Origin of the sequence: Acidovorax sp. 56 (assembly GCF_002749705.1) — a bacterium.
Lineage (GTDB): Bacteria > Pseudomonadota > Gammaproteobacteria > Burkholderiales > Burkholderiaceae_C > Acidovorax.
The window spans coordinates 1928648-1949217 of the sequence record NZ_PEEV01000001.1 but is presented as its reverse complement, the minus strand read 5'-3'; the positions used below and the strand labels follow the sequence as shown (position 1 = coordinate 1949217).

Sequence of the window (20570 nt, the reverse complement as noted above, 5' to 3'; positions counted from 1 at the left end):
CATGACTGCTCGCCGCCGTTCCAAATTCCCGCTCGGCCTCTTGGCCCTGCGCACCGCTGTGGCCTGGGCCGTGGCCTTGCTGCTGGTGTTTCCGCTGGCCTGGCTGTTCCTCACCGCCTTCAAGACCGAGCTGCAGGCCATTGCAGTGCCCCCGCAAATCCTGTTCACGCCCACGCTCGAGAACTTTCATGAAGTGCAAGAGCGCAGCGACTACCTGCTGTACGCCAAGAACTCGGTCATCACCAGCGTGCTCTCCACGCTGCTGGGCCTGCTGCTGGCCGCACCGGCGGCCTATGCCATGGCGTTCTTCAAGGGCAAGTACACCAAGGACATTTTGATGTGGATGCTCTCGACCAAGATGATGCCCGCCGTGGGCGCGCTGGTGCCCATCTACGTGCTGGCGCAAAAGAGCCACCTGCTCGACACGCAGCTCGCACTCATCATCGTGTTTGCGCTGTCCAACCTGCCCATCATGGTCTGGATGCTGTACTCGCACTTCAAGGACATTCCGCGCGAGATTCTGGAGGCCGCCCGCATGGACGGCGCCACGCTGTGGCAAGAGGTGCGGCTGGTGCTGCTGCCACTGGGCATGGGCGGCCTGGCATCCACCGGCCTCTTGTGCCTGGTGCTGTCGTGGAACGAAGCCTTCTGGAGCCTGAACCTCAGCGCCGCCAAGGCAGGCACGCTGGCCACGCTGATCGCGTCGTACTCCAGCCCCGAGGGCCTGTTCTGGGCCAAGTTGTCTGCCGCGTCGCTGATGGCCATTGCGCCCATCGTGGTGTTCGGCTGGTTCAGCCAGAAGCAGCTCGTTCAGGGCCTCACGTTCGGCGCGGTGAAGTAAATCCGCAGCCTGTCGTCTCCACAGTTTTTCAAGATTTCAGGAACCTGATTCCATGGCCTACCTTCAACTGCGCGGCATCGAAAAATTCTTTGGCGAACACCGCGCCATCAAGGGCATTGACCTCACCATCAACCAGGGCGAGTTCATCGTCTTCGTCGGCCCTTCGGGCTGCGGCAAGTCCACGCTGTTGCGGCTGATCGCGGGGCTCGAAGCCATCGACGGTGGCACGCTCATGCTCGACGGCCGCGACATCACCGACCAGCCATCGAGCAAGCGCGACCTGGCCATGGTGTTCCAGAGCTACGCGCTGTACCCGCACATGAGCGTGTACGAAAACATGAGCTTTGCGCTCAAGCTCGCCAAGGTCGACAAGCAGGTCGTCGACGAGAAAGTGCAGAACGCGGCGCGCATCCTCAACCTCACGCAGTACCTGCAGCGCACGCCCAAGGAGCTGTCGGGCGGCCAGCGCCAGCGCGTGGCCATTGGCCGCGCCATCGTGCGCGCACCCAAGGTGTTTTTGTTTGACGAGCCCTTGTCCAACCTCGACGCCGCCCTGCGCGGCCAGACCCGTGTGGAGATTGCCAAGCTGCACCGCGACCTGGGCGCCACCACCATCTACGTCACGCACGACCAAGTCGAGGCCATGACGCTGGCCGACAAGGTGGTGGTGTTGCGCGACGGCCAGATCGAGCAAGTGGGCACGCCGCTGGAGCTGTACGACCGCCCCGCCAACCAGTTCGTGGCGCAGTTCATCGGCACCCCGCAGATGAACGTGGTGCCCCTGGCGCAATTGCCTGCGGCGGTGCAGCAACTGGCGCCTGGCGCGGCAGCGGGGGGCTCCATCGGCCTGCGACCCGAGGCCGTGACGGTGCTGCCCAAAGGGCAGGGCGCCATCACCGGCCAGGTCGAGCTGGTGGAAGCCCTGGGGGCTGAGACGCTGTTGTATGTGCGCACCGCCGAGGGCGCGCAACTGGTGGCCCGCCTCAATGAACGCACGCTGCTGCTGCCGGGCGATGCCGTGTCGCTCAACGTGGCCACCGAGCAGGCCCACTGGTTTGACAGCGCAGGCCGTGTGGTGCTGGCCCAGGCCAATTCCCGTTGACTGCCCGCTGATTCCCCATTCGTTTGCAACCCCGATTTCGCATTTCAGACGCCGCATTCCATGACCACCGCACAAGACACGCTCACCATCCTGCACTTGGGGCTGGGCTCTTTCCACCGCGCGCACCAGGCGCTGTACCTGCACCAGTTGCACCAGCTGGGCGACACCCGCTGGGTGCTGGCCGGTGGCAACCTGCGCCCCGACATGCAAGACACGATTGCCGCCCTGCAAACCCAAGGCGGCGCCTACACGCTGGAGACGGTGACTGCCCAGGGCGAGCGCAGCTACACCTGGGTCGAGTCCATCCGCACCGTGGTGCCCTACACGCCCGATCTGGCGGGGCTTGTGGCCATTGCCGCGCAGCCCGGCACCCGCATCATTTCCTTCACTGTCACCGAGGCGGGCTACTACCTCGACAGCCGCCACCAGCTCGACTGGGCCAGCGCGCCCGATCTGCAGGCCGACCTGCAAGCCCTGCGGGAAGGCCGAGCGGGCAGCACCATCTACGGCGCGCTCACCACTTTGCTGCGTGCGCGCAGACAGGCCGGGGCAGGGGCTGTGACGCTGCTCAACTGCGACAACCTGCGCCACAACGGCGACCGCTCGCGCAGCGGCCTGCTGCAGTTTGTGCAGGCGCTGGGCGATGCCGATCTGGTCGCCTGGATCGAAGCCCACACCACCAGCCCCAACGCCATGGTGGACCGCATCACCCCCCGCCCCACGCCCGATGTGGCAGCCCGCGTGCAAGCGGCCACCGGCCGCGCCGACCCCGCTGCGCTGATGGGCGAGAGCTTTATCCAGTGGGTCATTGAAGACCGCTTTGCCAATGGCCGTCCCGCGTGGGAGCGCGTGGGCGTGGAGTTGGTCGAATCTGTCGCGCCGTACGAAGAGGCCAAGATCCGCCTGCTCAACGCCACGCACAGCTGCATTGCCTGGGCGGGCACCTTGGTGGGCTACCGCTTCATCCACGAAGGCACGCACGACGCCGCCATCCGCCAGCTGGCGTTTGACTACGTGACGCAAGACACCATCCCTGTGCTGCAACCCAGCCCCATTGATCTGGCCGTTTACCGAGACGTGGTGCTGGAGCGCTTTGGCAACCCCGCCATTGAGGACACCAACCAGCGCGTGGCCATGGATGGCTACAGCAAGATCCCCGGCTTCATCGCGCCCACGGTGCGCGAACGCCTGGCCCGGGGCGAGGGCATTGCCGCCGTGGCCGTGCTGCCTGCGCTGTTCCTGGCCTATCTGCAGCGCTGGCACGCGGGGCACATCCCCTACACCTACCAAGACCAGGCCATGGACCCGGCCGCCGCCCATGCCATCTGCGAAGCCGCTGACCCCGTGGCCGCGTTTGCTGCCGACAAGGTGCTGTGGGGCGAGCTGGCGGGCGATGCACGCCTGGTGCAGGCCCTGCGTACGGCCAGCGCCCAGGTGGCCGCGTTTGTGGCCCGGCACCCGCGCACGGTGGGGCTGGGCAGCAGCACCGCCGCACAATAAGCCGTCACGTCACCCGACTCTGCATTCCAAACACCATGTCCTCGCTTCATGCACTGCCGCGCCAGACCAAGCCCGAGCTGGAGCATGCCTACTCCCGCTCACCCGAGCTGGGCTACGAGCCACCAGAGACTGCGGGCTTTATCCGCTGCCTGTCGCACGGCTTTCCGACCCCGCTGGCGCGCTGGCATTACCACGACGAGTACGAGCTGCACCTCATCACGGCCTCGTCGGGCAAATTGTTTGTGGGCGATTGGATTGGCCAGTTCGCTCCCGGCCAGCTGGTGCTGACAGGGCCGCGCCTGCCGCACAACTGGATCAGCATGGACGTGCCCGAGGCGGGCTACCCCGAGCGCGACTTGGTGGTGCAGTTCCCGCACCAGCCACTGGTCGATGCCAGCGAGGGCATCCCCGAGCTGCGCGAGGTGCTGCCTCTGCTGGAGCGTGCTCGCCACGGCATCGAGTTTTTTGGCCAGCAGGCCCAGGCCACCGAGCATTGGCGGCGCATCAAGTCCACCCAGGGGCTGGCGCGCTTTGCGGCGTTTTGCGAATGGATGGGCGAGCTGGCCCGCTGCACGGACTATCGCCTGCTCTCCAGCGCCCAGCTGCAAAGCGAAGACAGCGATACCCAACTCGCGCAGATCAACGCCATCGTCAGCCGCATCACCGACCACCTGGCCGATCCGCTGTCGGCTGCCGATCTGGCGCAAGAGCTGGACATGACCGAAAGCCGCTTCTCCCGCTTCTTTCGCCGCGCCACGGGCAACACGTTTACTGATTTTGTGAACCTGGTGCGCGTAAACCGCGCCTGCCAACTGCTGATGGAGACCGACCGCTACATCACCCACATTGCTTATGACGTGGGCTTTAACAACATGGCCAACTTCAACCGCCGCTTTCTGGACATCAAGGGCATGACGCCCAGTGAATACCGCAAGCAGGGCGTGGGCCGGTTTGGCAAGGGGTGATGTCTGAGAACCTGTGCTCCCAGCTTTCCCCCAACCGTTCGGGCTGAGCTTGTCGAAGCCAGGGCATAGCATCATCAAAAACCATAGCTGCCAGCGCTTTATTTATATGGTCTGCAGGCCATTTTTATCCAAACGGCCGTCGCCACAGCCGTCCGGTCTGAGCCTGTCGAAGCCAGCACGCCGCACTCGCTTTCACACTGTCCTGGCCCTCTTGGGCTGACCCATTGCATCACTACCCCATGTACCTCGGAATCGACTTAGGCACCTCCGGCGTCAAGCTCTTGCTGCTGGACGAAGCGCACACCGTCATCGCCACGGCCGATGCCGCCGTGCCCCAGTACCGCCCCCAGCCCACCTGGAGTGAGCAGCACCCGGCAGACTGGCTGGCCGCCGTCGAGACCGCCGTCGCCCAGTTGCGCGCGCAGGTGCCCACCGCCTGGGCCCAGGTGCGTGGCATTGGCTTGTCGGGCCACATGCACGGTGCGGTGGTGCTGGGTGCACAGGGCCAGGTGCTGCGCCCCGCCATTCTGTGGAACGATGGCCGTGCCAGCGCCGAATGCGCTGCGCTCGAACAGGCCGTGTCCACTGCGCGCCAGATCACCGGCAACCTCGCCATGCCCGGCTTCACAGCCCCCAAGCTGCTGTGGCTGCGCACGCATGAGCCCGCAGTCTTCGCTCAAATCCGCAAGGTGCTGCTGCCCAAAGACTGGCTGCGGCTGCAGCTCACCGGTACGGCGGTGAGCGATATGTCCGATGCATCAGGCACCTTGTGGCTGGACGTGCAGGCCCGCGCCTGGAGCCCGGCCATGCTGCAGGCCTGCGGGCTGGACGCCTCGCACATGCCCGCCCTGGCTGAGGGCAATGCACCCACCGGCACGCTGCTGGGCGACATAGCCCGCCGCTGGGGGCTGGGCGAAGGCGTGGTCGTGGCTGCAGGCGCGGGCGACAACGCCGCCAGCGCCGTGGGCGTGGGAGCGCGCACCGCCGGGCAGGGCTTTGTGTCGCTGGGTACGTCGGGCGTGGTGTTTCGGGTGACCGATGCCTTTGCCCCCGCCACCGAGCGCGCCGTGCACGCCTTTGCCCACGCGCTGCCCCAGCGCTGGCACCACATGTCCGTCATGCTCAGCGCGGCCAGCGCCTTTGGCTGGGTCACCCGCTTGACCGGCCGGGGCGACGAGGCCCAGTTGTCCGCCGCCGTCGGGGCTTTGCCCAGCAGCCGTCAGGCCCAGGCCCCGCTGTTTTTGCCCTACCTGAGTGGTGAACGCACCCCGCACAACAACGCCGCTGCCACCGGCGTCTTCATGGGCTTGCGGGCCGAGCACGACGCTGCTGACCTGGCCTATGCCGTGATGGAGGGCGTGGGTTTTGGTTTGCTCGACGGCCTCAACGCCATACGCGCTGCGGGTTCCACCCCAGCCGTTCAGGCTGAGCCTGTCGAAGCCCGCCCCCGTTCCGCCACTGAAATCCACTCCAGCCCCTTGGCCCTGGTCGGCGGTGGTGCCCGCAGCAACCCCTGGGCCCAGCTTCTGGCCAGCGCCCTGGGCACCTCATTGCAGCGCCCCGAGGGCGCCCACGCCGCCGCCGCCTTGGGCGCGGCCCGCCTGGCCGCCATGGCTTGCGGTGGCGACGAAGTCCATTGGTGCCAACCCCTGGCGGCCGATGCCACCTTCGATCCGCAGCCCGCCCAGCAAGCCCTGCTGGCCGAGCGCTATGCCCGCTATGTGGCGTTGTACCCGGCGCTGCAAGCGCAGTTCTGACGGCCGTAGCGCATTGCTGCCCATGCAATCCCGCTGTGAACTCCTCCCACCGTTCGGGCTGAGCCTGACGAAGCCTGGGCACAGAATCATCAAAAATCATAGCTGCCAGCGCTTGATTTATATGGTCTGTAGGCCGTTTTGTATCCAAGCCACCACCACCATTCAGTCTGAGCCTGTCGAAGCCAGGGCGTGTGCCATGCAGGCCCTTCGACAAGCTCAGGGTGAACGGGATGTGTGCCTGAACCACCCCACCACCGATTCCCATGAACGCTGTTGATCTCTCTCCAATGCCCGCCGCAACCTCCATCCAGGTCGCCATCGCGGGCGAAGCCCTCATCGACCTGATCCGCCGCCCCGATGGCAGCTACCTGCCTTGCCTGGGCGGTGCGCTCTACAACCTGTGCCGCGCACTGGCCCGCCAGGGGGTGGGCACGCAGTACCTCAACCCCTTGTCCCGAGACTGCTTTGGCCGCGAGCTGGAGGCCCAGTTGGTGGCCGATGGCGTGCACCTGGCGCAGCCCGATCCGGTGCAGCAAGTCACCTCGCTGGCCGTCGTCAACCTCAACGCCCACGGCCACCCCGACTACGCCTTCTACCGCGAAGGCGTGGCCGACCGCGCCGTGTCGGCGCACGGCCTGGGTGAAGCCTGCACCGCCTTGCCCGCTTTGCAGGTGGTCTGCACCGGCGCCCTGGCGCTCGATGCCCGCGACGCCGCCACCTACCTGCCCTGGCTGGCCGCCCAGCGCACCGCAGGCCACTGCGTGATGGTCGATGCCAACCTGCGCCCCTCCGTCATGCCCGACCTGGCCGCCTACCGCAGCACCGTGCACGCCGCCCTGGCGCACGCCCACCTCATCAAGGCCAGCGACGAAGACCTGGACCACCTCGCCGTGCCCGGCGCCGACGCCCTGGCCCGCGCCCGCCACCTGCTGGCCGCCAACCCCCAAGCCCACCTGCTGGCCCTCACGCTCGGTGCCAACGGCGCATGGCTGCTGCACCGCAACGGCACCCAGTGCTTTGCCCAAGAGGCCCAGCCCTTGCCAGTGGCCGACACCGTGGGCGCGGGCGACAGCTTTCTGGCGGGCCTGCTGGCCCACCTGCTGCGCCAGTCTCAGCCAGCGGGGGCGGGGTCGTTTGCGCGGTTTGTGGCGGCGCTGTCAGACACCGCCTGCCAGCAGGCCCTGCGCCACGCCCTGGCCAGCGCCAGCCTGTGCGTGATGGAGCAGGGGTGTGTGCCACCAGGGTGGGAGGCTGCGGTGGATTGGGCGCAAGAGCATCCGGCGCAGACGGCGTGACTGAGTAAGCCAAACGATGCGGCATGACGCTCGCTTGGGGCCATTGCAAAATGGGAATGTCACTTGGCTACAGTGGCTCCAAGTAGCTCTCATATCCCATTCATGCGCACGACCAAGATCCACCAATTCCTCGCAGGTTCGGAAATTTCCAATGTGTCGTACGACCTACAGAATCTGCGCATACATGTCGGTCACTCTGTAGTTCTGTTCACCGATGCCGTTGGTTTTCGTGTGCTGGATGAGGGAGATTTGCTGGAGTTCTGGCCGACCTGCTCCACTGCTCCGGGGGGCGGTCTTTTTGAAATACATGACGGCGGCTGGTTAGAGCAGGAGTCGAGACGCAAGGGATTCATGTCATCCAGCACTCGCCCAGCCCTGCGGGAGTTTTTGGTCACAGGCCTGGACGACTGCGTGGGTGTTTTTGCGTTCAGTGCGCCTGAGCTGAAGGTGGGGCCCGAATGAGGTGCGGCGACGTGCTTTCGTCTGTCTCCTGTCCTTGTGCTGATGCGGCGTCCACGCATCCCCTGTTCCCATGACTGCCATCGTTTTACTCCCTGGTCTGGACGGCACGGGCGAGCTGTTCGCTCCGCTGGTTGCCGCTTGGGGTGATCGGTTCCGAACGCAGGTGGTGTCGTATCCGCGCGCAGAGCGCCTGGGCTACGCAGCGTTGGCGGATCGGGTGCGTGCGCTGTTGCCGCTGCATGAAGACTATGTGCTGTTGGCCGAGTCGTTCTCGGGGCCGCTGGGCGTGATGCTGGCGGCAGAGCGGCCACAGCGCTTGCGGGGGCTTGTGCTGTGCGCCACGTTTGCCCGCTCGCCTCTTCCGTTGTTGCGGTGGATGGCGCCATTGGCTCAGGCCGTTTCTCCGGCTGTGCTGCCAGATCTTGCTCTGGCGTGGGGGCTGCTGGGGCGCTACGCGACGCCCTCGTTGGTGGTGGCGATTCGGCAAGCCGTATCTTTGGTCGATCCCTCCGTTTTGGCAGAGCGCATCGGCGCCGTAGCTGAAGTGGATGTAGCGGACTTGTTGTCTGAAGTACGGGTGCCAGTTTTGTATCTCCAGGCTCGCAACGACAGGGTGGTGTCGCAGCGTGCCGTGAAGCCTTTTATGGTGTTGGGTGAGCGTCTTCGGGTGGTTTCCTGCGCTGGGCCCCACTGCTTGCTTCAAGCAAGCCCTGGCGACGCGGCTGCGGTGATATCTACATTCATCAGCAGCCTGCCAAAGACCTCTGAATAAACTCCGTGAGTACCCTGTTTTCGCTATGCCTCATAGCTCAGGGACCCGCAGTCCTCTGCCAAGCCGTATGTTGATCGGACTTGTGACTGGCCTTGCAAAGCGGCTGCGTGTATCGTGCCTTGCCCGTAGCGCCTGGAGAATGAAATGCTTGAAGCCCTTGCGATGCTTTTGTGGTGTGCGTTTGAGCTTGCTCTTGTCCTCACCGGAAAGTTGTTCGTCTCCACTCTCAGTCTGGGCCGTTGGCGCGGTGAGTCGCTGGACGGTCTGGAGGGCCGCATGCATGGGACCGCAGGCGCGCTCTCGTTCAAGCGTGATGGCCAGCGGGTGTTGACTTCGAGCGGTCTTCTTTTTGCGGGGTTGGCGTTTTACGTGCTGTTGGGCCTGGCCGCCGCTGGGGTTGCATCGTTGGCCTGACGCGTGTGAACGGGTTCCTTGAATGCGTGCTCCGTTGCTCATTCACTGGTAATTTGCCTCGCTGCCCCTGCTTGCGGCTCATCTCTGCTCCATTCCATGAAACCTCGCATTGACCTTCGCTCACCTGCTGCTGCGGACGAGCCCGCCTTTCTTCAATCCGTACGGCAGAGCAAGCCACTCCATCGCCCTTGGGTCTCGCCACCCAGCACGCCCGATGCGTTTGGGCAGTATCTCGATGCCATGGCGCTTCCAGCCAACCAGGGGTATCTGGTTTGTCTGCGCGCTACGGACGAGATGGTGGGCGTCATCAACATCACCAACATCGTTCGAGGTTGCTTTCAGAGTGCGTACTTGGGGTACTACGCATTCGCGGGGCATGAACGCCAGGGGCTGATGCGCGAGGGGCTCCAGGCGGTGGTCAAGCAGGCGTTTGGCGTTCTCAAACTGCATCGGCTGGAGGCGAATATTCAGCCTGCAAACCAGGCCTCGTTGGCATTGGTGGAGGCCTGTGGATTTCGCAAAGAGGGGTTCTCAGCCCATTACCTCAAGATTGGCGGACGTTGGCGCGATCATGAGCGGTGGGCTGTCAATGCCACCGCCGCGCGCTGCTAGCCAGACCTGCGAACAGCCTCGCTACGTGCCTCGCCTGCGTTGTGCAGATGTTTCCTGCACGCCTCTCACGTCCTGTTGATCGACACCCCACCATCCACCAACATGGCCGTGCCGGTCATGAATGACGATGCATCTGACGCCAGGTACAGCGCGGCCTGGGCGAGTTCTTCGGGCTGGGCCAGGCGCTTCAAGGCGTGCAGGCTGGCGACTTGGGCCAAGGCCTCGGGGGTGCCGTTCATGGCGTGGGCCATGGGGGTGAGGGTGCCGCCGGGCAGTAGGGCGTTCACGCGCACGCCGTGGGGGCCGCACTCTGCGGCCAGGGCCTGGGTCAGGCCGATCAGGCCTGCCTTGCTGGCGGCGTAAGCCGCCACGCCTGGAAAGCCCACGGTGTGCCCCACAAAGGTGGATGTGAAAAGGATGGAGCCACTGCCCCGCGCCAGCATGGCGGGGATCTGGTGCTTGGCGCCGTAGAAAGCGCTGGTCAGGTTGGTGTCGATGGCCTCTTGCCAGCCTGCGGCCGAGATGCCGGGCGTTGGGCCGCTCTCGCCGATGATGCCCGCGTTGTTGAACGCCACGTCCAGCCCCCCAAAGTGCTCTACCGCTCGCTGTACCAGGCGCTGTGCAAAGGCCTCATCGCGCACGTCACCCGCCACGCTGTGTGCCTCTCCGCCTGCTGCGTGGATCTGTGCGACCAAGCTGTCCAGTTCGGCCTGGCGCCGCGCGCCCACCACGACGCGTGCGCCGTTTTGTGCAAACAGCAGGGCCGCTGCGCGCCCAATGCCTGAGCTGGCGCCCGTCACGATGGCCACTTTGCCGGTCAATGCATTCATAGGTTGTCCTTCTCAATCGTTGCTTTGCGGTTGCGTTGAAATCAGGCGCCCAGTTTGTGCAAAGCGGACGCTGCCGTCGCGCTGGAAACGGACATGCAATGCCGTGCGTTAGGGCGCACTGAGCACCGGTCTGCTGTGCCGGGGCCGTGGGCGGGCGTGTTGAAATGCGGGCCATGCCAGACACGCCTTTTCTGCCCCCCACAGCGGTGCGCCGCGCCCAAGCCACGCAGGCCGCGCAGGCCTGCGAAGTGGTTCGCCAGTCCATCACCCACTGCTGTGCTCTGGACCATCACCACGACCCGGCAGTGCGGGCCGCTTGGCTGGCCAACAAAACGGCAGATCACCTTGCCGCATGGATGGCTGCGCCGCACGCGATGGCCTGGGGAGCCTATTGGGGCGTTGGCTTGGGTGCTGACCGTGGTGCTGACCGGGGCGCAGAGGCGGGCTCAACGATGGTGGGCTTTGCGCTGCTCACGCAAGACAAACTGGCCCTGTGCTATGTGGTGCCGCAGGCATTGCACCAGGGCGTAGGCCGGGCTTTGCTGCTGGCGGCAGAAGCGGGTGCGCGGCAGGTGGGCGTCGCTGCGTTGGTGCTGGAGAGCACGCGCACGGCAGAGGCTTTTTACCGGCGCCATGGCTACGAGCCTGCGGGCGCTGTGCAGACCTGGGCGGGGTTGCAGGCACAGCCCATGCGCAAGCGGCTTTGAGCGGGTCCCACAACGCGGCGCTGCGGGTTGCGTGTGCAATGCCTGCCTGTACACAAGGAGATTTCAATTAAAAAATGCCTCTAGCGCTTTATTTGTAAGCGCTAGCAGCTATTGTTTTGCTAGCGTTGGGTGCGCTCAAAGCTCGTGCGCATACACGATGAAGCCTTGGTGCTTGGCCAGCTTGTCGTACAGCTGGCGCCCAGCGGCGTTGGTGGCTTGGGTTTGCCAGTACACCCGCTGCGACCGGGCTGTGCGGGCGGCGGCATACACCCCTTCGATGAGCGCCCGCCCCACCCCCCGGCCCCGGGCGGCTTCGCGGGTGAACAGGTCGCTGAGGTAGCACACAGGCTCGATGCGCGTCATGCTGCGGTGGAACACGCAGTGCGCCAGGCCCAGCAGGTCGCCGCTGGCATCGTCCTGCGCGACCAGGCAGAGCATGGGTTCGGCCGCGTCATGCAAGCGTTGCCAGGTGGTCTGCGTGATGTGCTCGGGCAGCGCGGTGGCGCCAAAGCGGCCATAGAAGGCGTTGTAGCCATCCCAAAGCGGTCGCCATGCGGCGTAGTCGTGTGGCTGGGCGGGGCGCACTGAAACGGATGAGGTCATGGGCAACCTTGGGATGTGGGTGTCATTGCCAGCGTGGCATGGTGGTGGCCGTTCAGGCCTTCAGCACCCGCCCAGGGTTCATCAGGCCCTGCGGGTCTAGCGCGTTCTTGATAGCGCGCATCATCGACAGCGCCACGGGCGACTGGTACTTCTCCAGCTTGTCGGCCTTCAGCGCGCCGATGCCGTGCTCGGCCGAGAACGAGCCGCCGAATTCGGCCACGGCTTCGTAGACCAGGTGGTTGACCTGCGCCTCGTAGTCGCGCAGGAAGGCCTTGGCATCGCCCTCGGCCGGTGCCTGCACGTTGTAGTGCAGGTTGCCGTCGCCCAGGTGGCCAAAGTTGACCAGGCGCACGCCAGGGATCTGGCTTTGCAGCAGCGCATCGGTGTGGGCCACAAACGCAGGGATGCGCGAGATGGGGATGGAGATGTCGTTCTTGATGTTCAGGCCCTCTTCGGCCTGGGCCAGCGGAATGCTCTCGCGGATGTGCCAGAGCTGGTGCGCCTGGGTGAGGTTCTCGGCCACCACGGCGTCGGTCACGCAGCCGGCTTCAAAGGCGGATTCGAGCAAGGCTTCAAACCGCGCGCGGGCGTGCTCTTCGGATTCGCTGTCGGAGTTTTCGAGCAGCACACACCAGGGGGCGTCGTCTTGGCCCAAGAAAGGCACGCGCAGCTGTGGCATGTGCTTGCCCACCAGGCTCAGCGCAAACTGGCCCATCACCTCAAAGCCCGTCAGGCCCGCGCCCAACTGCTTGTGGGCCATGCCCAGCAGCTGCACGGCGTGCTCGATGGAAGGCACTGCGGCCCAGGCGGTGAGCTTGGCGGCGGGCTGGGGGTAGAGCTTCATGCTGGCGGCGGTGATGATGCCCAGCGTGCCTTCGCTGCCGATGAACAGGTCGCGCAGGTCGTAGCCGGTGTTGTCCTTGCGCAGGCCCTTGAGGCCGCTCCACACCTCGCCCTGCGCGGTGACCACTTCCAGCCCCAGGCACAGGTCGCGTGTGTTGCCGTAGCGCACCACCTGCGTGCCGCCCGCGTTGGTGCCCAGGTTGCCGCCAATGGTGCAACTGCCCTCGGCCGCGAGCGACAGCGGGAACAGCAGGCCCGCGTTGCGCGCCACCTCTTGCAGGTTTTGCAGGATGCAGCCCGCCTCCACCGTCATGGTGAGGTTGGCGGTGTCCACGGCGCGCACAGCGTTCATGCGCGTGAGGCTTAGCACGATCTGCGTGCCGGTGTCGTCGGGCGTGGAGCCCACGGCCAGCCCGGTGTTGCCGCCCTGCGGCACGATGGCGGTGCCCGCGGCGGCGCAGGCCTTGACCACTGCAGCCACCTCGGGCGTGCTGGCGGGGCGCACCACGGCCAGGGCCTTGCCGCGCACGCGGCGGCGCCAGTCTTGCTCCCAGGCGGTGAGGTCGCCCTCGGTCAGCACATGGGCATCGCCCACGATGGAGCGCAGGGTATCGAGCAGCGGGGTGGTCAGGTTCGGCATGGCATTAGTCCTTTCGCGCGAGAGGTTCGGTGAGGGCTGTGGGTGCGCTGGCTGCATCGCTTTGCGGGGTGTCAGTTCGCGAGGGGTCGGCTTGCGCGGTGTCCGGGTGGGCTGGCTTGGCGGGCTGGGTTGGTTCTTGCGTGGCGGCCAGCGCACGCGCATTGCGCTGGCGCAGCCGCACGTGCAGTGTGCAGGCCGTGAACAGCACCAGGCACAGCGTAATCTCGGCCATGGCCAGCCAGTTGCCGGGGGCCTTGTCGCTCCAGGCGCGCACCACGCCTTCAGTGAAGTACAGCCAGATCACCAGGCTGACCCAGCGGTAGGTGTACATGCGGTTTTTGAGAATGCCTGCCAGCGGGATGCACAGCGGCAGTGCCTTGATGGCCAGCCAGGTGCCGCCTGGGCGCAGTGGTGCCAGCACCAGCTCCCAGGCCACGCACAGCGCAATCAGGGCGATGAGGCTGGCGGTGGCCACCCAGCGGGTGGCCGCCACTTCGGGGGGGGCGGCTTGGAGCGTGGCGGGGTGGGCGGTGTCGGTCATGGGCAAACGTTGGGTGCAGGGGGATGGGCGCCATGGGCAGGCGGCCGGGCAGGGCAGGGGGCGGCAAGCGGTCACAATGCGCGCTGTTGCCCTGGCAGCTGCAGGCCATGGGTCTGCAGCTGCCAGGCGCCCGTTTAACCCTTGGGGCCCATCACGGGCTTTGGATCATATAGGCCATGCGATTGACCTTGCAGACAGTGGCCCAGCGCATTGAGATGCTGCTGGAAGATCTGTCGAAATTTCCTTGGCGCACCACGGCGCAGACGCTGCGCGAGCGCTTTCGCGAGGACCAGTTGGGCCTGACGGCCAGCAGCCTCACCTTCACCACGGTGCTGGCGCTGGTGCCATTTTTGGCGGTGGCACTGGCGGTGTTCACGGCCTTTCCCATCTTTGGCAAGCTGCAGGGCGTGGTGCAGAAGTGGCTGGTTGAAAGCCTGGTGCCCGACAGCATCTCGCGCCAGGTGCTGGGCTACCTCACCCAGTTTGCGGCCAAGGCCAGCGGGCTGGGGGCACTGGGCTTCAGCATCTTGCTGGGCACAGCGCTCATGCTGATCCTCACCATCGACCGCACGCTCAACAACATCTGGCGCGTGCGGCGGCTGCGCCCGCTGGGCCAGCGGGTGCTGATCTACTGGGCGGCCATCACGCTGGGGCCTTTGCTGCTGGGCGGCAGCCTGGCGCTCACGTCGTATGTCATGTCGGCATCCAGCGGGCTGGTGCGCACGCTGCCCGATGGGGTGGGGCTGCTGGTGGATTCGATCCAGTTCCTGGTGCTGGCGGCGGGCATGGCGGGGCTCTACCACTATGTGCCCAACACGCCGGTGAAGTGGCAGCACGCCTGGGTGGGCGGCCTGTTTGTGGCCGTGTGTATGGAGCTGGCCAAGAAGGTGCTGGCCGCCTACCTGGCCAAGGTGCCGACCTATTCGGTGGTGTACGGCGCGTTTGCCACGCTGCCGATCTTGCTGGTGTGGATTTACGTGGCCTGGGTCATCGTGCTGTTGGGTGCGGTGGTCACGGCGTATTTGCCCAGTCTGCTGGCAGGCGTGGCGCGGCGTGGGACGGTGGCGGGCTGGGGATTTCAGCTGGCGGTAGAGGTGCTGCAAGAGCTGCACCGCGCACGTCAGCTGCCCAGCAAAGGCCTGCGGGCAGCGCAACTGGCCGAACTGCTGCGCGTGGATGCATTGCAGCTGGAGCCAGTGCTGGAGACCTTGACGTCGCTGGACTGGATTGCCCAGGTGAGCGATGCGGTGGCGGGCCCGTCCGACGCCCCCGAGCTGCGCTACGTGCTGCTGGCCGACCCCGAACGCACCGCGCTGGAGCCGCTGGTGCAACGCCTGCTGCTGGACCAGACCGTGCGACTGGCCCCCCTGTGGGATGCCGCTGGATTTGCGCGGCTTCGGTTGCAGGATTTGCTATCAATTAAATAGCTGCTGGCGCTTGTGAAATAAGCGCTGGAGGCTGTTTTTCTGCAAGGCTAATTGCCTCAGATACCACTCCATCCGTTCGGGCTGAGCCCGTCGAAGCCAGGGCTTGCTGCGTGCGTGCAAGGCTTCGACAGGCTCAGCCCGAACGGCTTGGGGGTAAGCGGTCTGGGGCCGGTTGCTAGTCAGGCGTTTGGTGTGAATTAGATTGCGGCGCGGGGGGCAGCCGCTCGCGTCGCGCTCTGCCCCCTTTGCACCCTTTGCTCCGTCAGGGGGCAATGCCGCGCAACTGCGCATCCGCCAAGCCCACCAGCAGGGCCTTGCCATCGGGCTCTACACGAAACTCTCCAAACTTCGCGGCTTCCCACCGGGCCGCATCGCCCTCACGGAAGTACCAGGCATCGGTCACCAGCGTCCATTGCCCGTCGCGTGGGGTCAGTGCAAAGCGCATCTCCCCGGCCTGCAGCGGTGCTTCGGCCAAGTCGATGCGCAGCCACTGCACCACGCCGCGCTCGTCCAGCGTGCCCACGGCGTGGGGGCGCTGGCCCCAGGCCAGTTCCTCGTAAGTGATGCGCTCTGCAGGCAACTGGAAGTTCAGCCGCATGTAGTCGCCCTGCATCAGCGAGCGTGGGTCTACCGGAGCCAGGGGCACAAACACCTTGCGGCCCTGGGCAATGGTGTGTTCCTTTTGCGCAATGCCCACATTGGCCACCAGCAGGGTGCAGGCCAGGCCTAGCACCAGGGCCCAGGTGGCGATGCGCGGTGCAGCTCCGATAGCCCCGATAGCACCAGCAGCCTGGGCTGCGGGCGCGGTGCTGTCGGCGGGCTGGGCGGTGGCGGTGTGTTGCGCTGTGCGCAGTGCCGTCCAGGCCAGCAGCCCCAGCACGGCGCCGCAGCCCGCCAGCACCATGGCCTTGGTGGCCAGGGGCCAGGCCAGTTGGTAGTAAAAGCTGCCCACCATCCACGCCGCAGCCAGCGCGGCCACAGCGGCCTGGCGCCAGCGCTGCGTGGTGCCGGTGATGGCCAGCGCCAGCAGGGCGGCCCCCAGCGTGGGCATGAAAAAGCCCAGCACGGCCAGCACCAGCAGCAGCGCGGCCGCCTGGGGTTGGCGCAGCGCAGGCCAGGCCCGCTGCGCCACCCAGCCTGCCGCCAGTACCAGCGCCACAGAACCCACCTGGTTCACGGACACCAGCGACGAGGCTCCCGACCCCGTGGTGTGGCTGGCAGGCTCCCACAGCCCACCGCTGCTGCCCAGCACGCCCGCCAGCATGAATGTCATGCCCGACAGCTGGGCCAGCCCGCACAGCACCGCCACCACCCAGCCACAGGCCAGGGGCTCCAGCGCTACGGCCAACCGGTTGTGCTGGCCCAGGGCTTGGTGTTGCAGGGCCAGCAGGCCCACCCAGGTGAGCAGCGCCACATGCAGGGCCCCCCACAAAATAGTGACGTCGATGCTGCGGTGCAGGTGGTGCCAACTGCCCCCCACCGTCCAGGCCCACAGGCCTGCGGCCGCGCCCCCCAGCAGGGTGCGCAGCCAGTGTTGGGGCACGGCTGCGGCCACGGCCAGCGTGATCAACAGCAGCGTGGCCGCGGCCAGCAAGTGAGGCCCATCGCGCACCAGGGCAAAGCCCAGCAGCCACCCTCCGGTGAACAGCGCAGGGATGGCGATCTGCTCCAGAAACAGGGCAAGCCCCTGTGCGCGCAGCAGCGCCACGGCACCCGCCAGGGCCAGCGTGCCCACCACGTAGGTGCCCGCACCGTCCAGCAGCCAGCGGCCGGCAAACAGCGCAAAAATCGCCAGCACGGGCAGGGCTGCCAGCCATGCGCCCAGCAGGGTCAGCAGCACCACGGGCCAGGGGCGGCCGGGGTCTGCGGGGGGCTGAGCGTTGGCGGGCAACAGGCCGAGGGCTTGGGCGCTGTGCAGCATTTTTTCTAGCGGCGATCCAGGCAAATCGTTGTCTGCCTGGGTGTTGTCCGTATGAGGCATCGCGGTCTGGCTCATGCGTTGTCCTTGGTGGCGTCTGCGTGGGCATCGGCACTGTTGTGGGCTGGCTGGGGTTGCGGGTCCAGGGCCTGGGCATTGCGCGCCATGCGCATCACCAGCTGCACGCTGCCTGCCAGCAAACCTGCGGCCATCAGGCCCACCATCAGCAGCCCGCCTATCAAATCGCCGCGCGAGCCCTCCAGAAGCAAGCGTGCCAGCCCGGTGACCAGCAGCACGTTCAGCCCCAGCGTGGAGGCACTGAGCAAGAACAGGTCAAAACACCGGCGCTGCCCCGTGACGGCCGCAGTGCCCGCCAGCAGCAACAAGCCCAGCGCGTAGTGCGGCGCCACTGGCGAGTGGAACAGTGCGGGCAGGGCTGTGGTGGTCACCAGTGTGATGGCCAGCGCGCCCGCGGTGCGCAAGGACCACAGCCCGGCGCCCGTCACGCGCTGCAAGGCGGGCAGGGGCAGCATGGCGGCCGTGACGCCCAGCGCCGCCGACAGCGCCAGCAGGTGCACGCCCAGGTCCTGGGGCAGCACGCGCCAGCGGTGGCCCGTGTGGGCCTGCGCCCACAGCGCAATGCCGGTGGTGGCCACCAGCACCCACGGGGCCCACAGCGCATCGCTGCGCCCGGCTACGGCCAGGGGCAGCGTCAACACGGCCCACCAGGCAAACAGCTGCCAGGGGTCGGCCCCGGTTTGGTAGGTTTGCCCGAAGTAGGCAAACAGAGCGCCCGTGCCCAGCAGCGCCAGAATGCCCAGCGGCACCCGCGCCGCCGCACGCCACAGCGCCCCGGCATACATCACGGCCACAAAGCCTTGCAGCAAGGCAAAGCGGGCGGGGCGGCCCAGCGTGTCCCAGTTCGATGCGATCCACATCACGATGCCCAGGCCGCCCAATGCGGCCGCCAGCACGGCCACGGTGCGCCACAGGTGGCGCTGCAGCTGGGGCGGGGGCTCGTGCCAGGGGGCCAGGGATTCGAGCTGGAGCGCGGTGGGGTGGTCCAGCGCGTGATGCTGGACGAGGGCCAGCCAAGCGGTGCGCAGATTCATGTTTTCTCCCTCGAGGAACGGGGCCTGGAGTGCCTACCTGCGCTGGGTAGACGGTGGCCCGCTGCATTCCTCGTGAGTGCGCACTTTACTGCGCCAGAAAATCGCGCAGCGCTGCCAGCGTCTCCTCAGGGGCTTCGGTCATCTGGTGGTGGCCGCTGGGCAGGTGGCGGATCTGCACCGCTTTGCCTGCGGCCTGGGCGGCCTTCACCAGGGTCTGCGCCGCTTTGGGCGGGGTCATCTGGTCTTGCTCGCCCAGCGCAAACAGCACCGGGCAGGTGACTTGCGCCATGGCCTGTTCGCCGTTCGCGTAGGTGTTGCAGGCGTTAAAGCCCCGGTGAAACACGTTGACCATGGGATTGCTGCGCAGCACCTTGCGCCCCAGCGCCATGCCCGCACCAAACACCCAGAACCCTGCGCCCGAGGGCGATGCCAGCGAGCCGCGCGAGAACACGTTGACCATGTGCAGGGCTTTTTCGGGCTCGCTCAGGGCCGATTCGAGCAACGCGGGCGAGACCTTCATGGGGTAGGCCGTGCCCACCAGGGCCAGGTGTGTGGCGCGCTCGCCCAACTGGGCGGCGGCCTGCAGCGCAATGAGCGAACCCCAGCTGTGGCCCACCAGCGCAGCGCGGGCAACGCCCAGGGCATCGAGCAGCGCCACGATGAAGTCGGCCGCCTGCTCTACCGTGGCGGGGGCATCGCCCGCGCTTTTGCAGTGGCCTGGCAGGTCCACGGCCAGCACGTTGTAGCCGTGGTGCGCCAGGTAGCGGCTTTGCAGGGCCCACACGCTGTGGTCGTTGAGCACGCCGTGGACCATGACCACGGTGGGCTTGGCGGCATCGAAGGGCTTGCCGCCGGTGTAGCAGAAGGTGCGGTGTCCATTGACGGTGGTGTACATGGCTCAGGCCCCCGCTTTCTCTGCCGCTTTGAGTGCCCGCTTCAGGTCGTCGATGAGGTCGTCCGCATCTTCCAGACCAATGGACAGGCGGATGGTGCCCTGCGTGATGCCCGTCTGCACCAGCGCCTCATCGCTCATGCGGAAGTGCGTGGTGCTGGCGGGGTGAATGACCAGGCTGCGGCAGTCGCCCACATTGGCCAGGTGGCTGAAGACCTTGAGGGTTTCGATGAACTTCTTGCCTTGCTCGCGGTTGCCCTTGAGGTCAAAGCTGAACACCGAGCCCGCGCCGCGCGGCAGCAGCTTTTGCGCCAGCGCGTGGCTGGGGTGCGATGCGAGCATGGGGTGGCCCACGCGCGAGACGAAGGGCTGGCTGGCCAGGAATTCGACCACGCGCGCTGTGTTGCGCATGTGGCGCTCCATGCGCAGGGGCAGGGTCTCAATGCCCTGCAGGATGAGCCAGGCCGTGTGCGGGCTCATGCAGGCGCCAAAGTCGCGCAGGCCTTCGCGCCGCGCACGCAGCAAAAAGGCGCCCACCGAGCTTTCTTCGGTGAACACCATGTTGTGAAAGCCCGCGTAGGGGGCCGTGAGCTCGGCAAAGCGGCCCGCCGCGCGCGGGCCATCCCAGTCAAAGCTGCCGCCGTCCACCACAATGCCGCCCACCACGGTGCCGTGGCCCGAGAGGAACTTGGTGGCCGAGTGGTAGACCAGATCGGCCCCATGCTCCAGCGGCTTCATCAGCCAGGGCGAGGTGAGGGTCGAATCGACCAGCAGCGGCACCCCGGCCTCGTGCGCAATCGCGCTGATGGTGGGGATGTCCAGCACATCCAGGCCTGGGTTGCCCACGGTCTCGCCAAAGAACAGTTTGGTGTTGGGGCGCACGGCTGCGCGCCAGCCGTCGATGTCGCCGGGCTTCACAAACGTGGTTTCAATGCCGAAGCGGCTCAGCGTGTAGTGCAGCAGGTTCTGGCTGCCGCCGTACAAGGCCGTGCTGGCCACAATGTGGCTGCCCGCGCCCATCAGCGTGGCAATGGCCAGGTGCAGCGCGGCCTGGCCGCTGGCCACGGCAATGGCGCCCACGCCGCCTTCCAGAGCGGCCACACGCTGCTCCAGCACCGCGTTGGTGGGGTTGCTGATGCGGCTGTACACATGGCCGGGCCGCTCCAGGTTGAACAGCGAGGCAGCGTGTTCGCTGGACTCGAACACGAACGAGGTGGTCAGGTGGATGGGCACCGCACGCGCGCCGGTGGCGGGGTCGGGCACGGCGCCTGCGTGCAAGGCGAGCGTGTCAAAGCCGGGGTCTGAATATCCGGGCATAGGTGTCTGTCTCCGATGTT

19 protein-coding genes and 1 pseudogene are annotated in these 20570 nt (G+C 66.4%); 12 read left to right on the top strand and 8 right to left on the bottom strand.

Annotation, left to right across the window (positions count from 1 at the left end; all coding sequences use genetic code 11):
* Position 1 precedes the first annotated feature (1 nt).
* From CLU88_RS08620 to CLU88_RS08575, 10 genes are all read left to right on the top strand, one after another.
* Positions 2–841: a carbohydrate ABC transporter permease gene (locus tag CLU88_RS08620; RefSeq protein WP_099656238.1), complete on the top strand. Its 840-nt coding sequence runs from the start codon at positions 2–4 to the stop codon at positions 839–841.
* A 52-nt stretch (positions 842–893) separates the two neighbouring features.
* Positions 894–1943 carry an ABC transporter ATP-binding protein gene (locus tag CLU88_RS08615; protein ID WP_099656237.1) on the top strand — a complete coding sequence of 350 codons (1050 nt, stop codon included), beginning with the start codon at positions 894–896 and terminating at the stop codon, positions 1941–1943.
* Between the two features lie 60 nt (positions 1944–2003).
* Positions 2004–3443 (top strand): D-arabinitol 4-dehydrogenase, encoded by a 1440-nt coding sequence (gene dalD / locus CLU88_RS08610; RefSeq protein ID WP_099656236.1) that lies wholly within the window; start codon positions 2004–2006, stop codon positions 3441–3443.
* 35 nt (positions 3444–3478) lie between these two features.
* Positions 3479–4408, top strand: coding sequence for an AraC family transcriptional regulator (locus tag CLU88_RS08605; protein WP_099656235.1), 930 nt, complete (start codon positions 3479–3481; stop codon positions 4406–4408).
* A 239-nt stretch (positions 4409–4647) separates the two neighbouring features.
* On the top strand, positions 4648–6165 hold the full coding sequence (gene xylB, locus CLU88_RS08600) for a xylulokinase (RefSeq protein WP_099656234.1): 1518 nt from the start codon (positions 4648–4650) through the stop codon (positions 6163–6165).
* A 263-nt stretch (positions 6166–6428) separates the two neighbouring features.
* Positions 6429–7460 (top strand): PfkB family carbohydrate kinase, encoded by a 1032-nt coding sequence (locus CLU88_RS08595; protein ID WP_233205409.1) that lies wholly within the window; start codon positions 6429–6431, stop codon positions 7458–7460.
* A gap of 102 nt (positions 7461–7562) precedes the next feature.
* Entirely contained in the window at positions 7563–7922 is a 360-nt protein-coding gene (locus CLU88_RS08590) for a hypothetical protein (protein WP_099656232.1), read from the top strand.
* Between the two features lie 70 nt (positions 7923–7992).
* Positions 7993–8694 carry an alpha/beta fold hydrolase gene (locus tag CLU88_RS08585; protein WP_099656231.1) on the top strand — a complete coding sequence of 234 codons (702 nt, stop codon included), beginning with the start codon at positions 7993–7995 and terminating at the stop codon, positions 8692–8694.
* Between the two features lie 144 nt (positions 8695–8838).
* The gene (locus CLU88_RS08580; protein WP_099656230.1) at positions 8839–9108 is read left to right on the top strand and encodes a hypothetical protein; all 270 of its coding nucleotides are present in this window, start codon (positions 8839–8841) and stop codon (positions 9106–9108) included.
* A 96-nt stretch (positions 9109–9204) separates the two neighbouring features.
* Entirely contained in the window at positions 9205–9720 is a 516-nt protein-coding gene (locus CLU88_RS08575) for a GNAT family N-acetyltransferase (RefSeq protein WP_099656229.1), read from the top strand.
* A 65-nt stretch (positions 9721–9785) separates the two neighbouring features.
* Here CLU88_RS08575 and CLU88_RS08570 read toward each other — a convergent pair whose 3' ends face one another.
* Entirely contained in the window at positions 9786–10550 is a 765-nt protein-coding gene (locus CLU88_RS08570; protein ID WP_099656228.1) for an SDR family oxidoreductase, read from the bottom strand.
* Positions 10551–10723: 173 nt separating this feature from the next.
* Between CLU88_RS08570 and CLU88_RS08565 the strand changes: the two genes are divergently transcribed.
* Positions 10724–11257 carry a GNAT family N-acetyltransferase gene (locus CLU88_RS08565; protein ID WP_099658734.1) on the top strand — a complete coding sequence of 178 codons (534 nt, stop codon included), beginning with the start codon at positions 10724–10726 and terminating at the stop codon, positions 11255–11257.
* 135 nt (positions 11258–11392) lie between these two features.
* Here CLU88_RS08565 and CLU88_RS08560 read toward each other — a convergent pair whose 3' ends face one another.
* The 3 genes and pseudogenes from CLU88_RS08560 to CLU88_RS08550 form a co-directional block, all read right to left on the bottom strand.
* A complete protein-coding gene (locus CLU88_RS08560; protein ID WP_099656227.1) occupies positions 11393–11860 on the bottom strand; it encodes a GNAT family N-acetyltransferase in 468 nt (155 codons plus the stop codon).
* A 52-nt stretch (positions 11861–11912) separates the two neighbouring features.
* Positions 11913–13343, bottom strand: a complete 1431-nt coding sequence (locus CLU88_RS08555; RefSeq protein WP_099656226.1) for an FAD-binding oxidoreductase — start codon at positions 13341–13343, stop codon at positions 11913–11915.
* A 130-nt stretch (positions 13344–13473) separates the two neighbouring features.
* Positions 13474–13884 (bottom strand): annotated as a pseudogene (locus tag CLU88_RS08550) (DUF2069 domain-containing protein); the annotation flags it as partial.
* A gap of 176 nt (positions 13885–14060) precedes the next feature.
* On the opposite strand from CLU88_RS08550, the gene CLU88_RS08545 reads away from it, so the two are divergent.
* Positions 14061–15311 carry a YihY family inner membrane protein gene (locus tag CLU88_RS08545; RefSeq protein WP_099656224.1) on the top strand — a complete coding sequence of 417 codons (1251 nt, stop codon included), beginning with the start codon at positions 14061–14063 and terminating at the stop codon, positions 15309–15311.
* 262 nt (positions 15312–15573) lie between these two features.
* Here the strand turns inward: CLU88_RS08545 and CLU88_RS08540 are convergent, their stop codons facing one another.
* The 4 genes from CLU88_RS08540 to CLU88_RS08525 form a co-directional block, all read right to left on the bottom strand.
* Positions 15574–17307: a GDYXXLXY domain-containing protein gene (locus CLU88_RS08540; protein WP_233205408.1), complete on the bottom strand. Its 1734-nt coding sequence runs from the start codon at positions 17305–17307 to the stop codon at positions 15574–15576.
* Complete coding sequence (locus tag CLU88_RS08535) at positions 17304–18341, bottom strand: DUF2157 domain-containing protein (RefSeq protein WP_099656222.1); 1038 nt, start codon at positions 18339–18341, stop codon at positions 17304–17306. Before CLU88_RS08535 ends, CLU88_RS08540 begins: the two co-directional genes overlap by 4 nt.
* 85 nt (positions 18342–18426) lie before the next feature.
* Positions 18427–19236 carry an alpha/beta fold hydrolase gene (locus tag CLU88_RS08530; RefSeq protein ID WP_099656221.1) on the bottom strand — a complete coding sequence of 270 codons (810 nt, stop codon included), beginning with the start codon at positions 19234–19236 and terminating at the stop codon, positions 18427–18429.
* Positions 19237–19239: 3 nt separating this feature from the next.
* Positions 19240–20550, bottom strand: a complete 1311-nt coding sequence (locus tag CLU88_RS08525; RefSeq protein WP_099656220.1) for an O-acetylhomoserine aminocarboxypropyltransferase — start codon at positions 20548–20550, stop codon at positions 19240–19242.
* Positions 20551–20570: the final 20 nt, after the last annotated feature.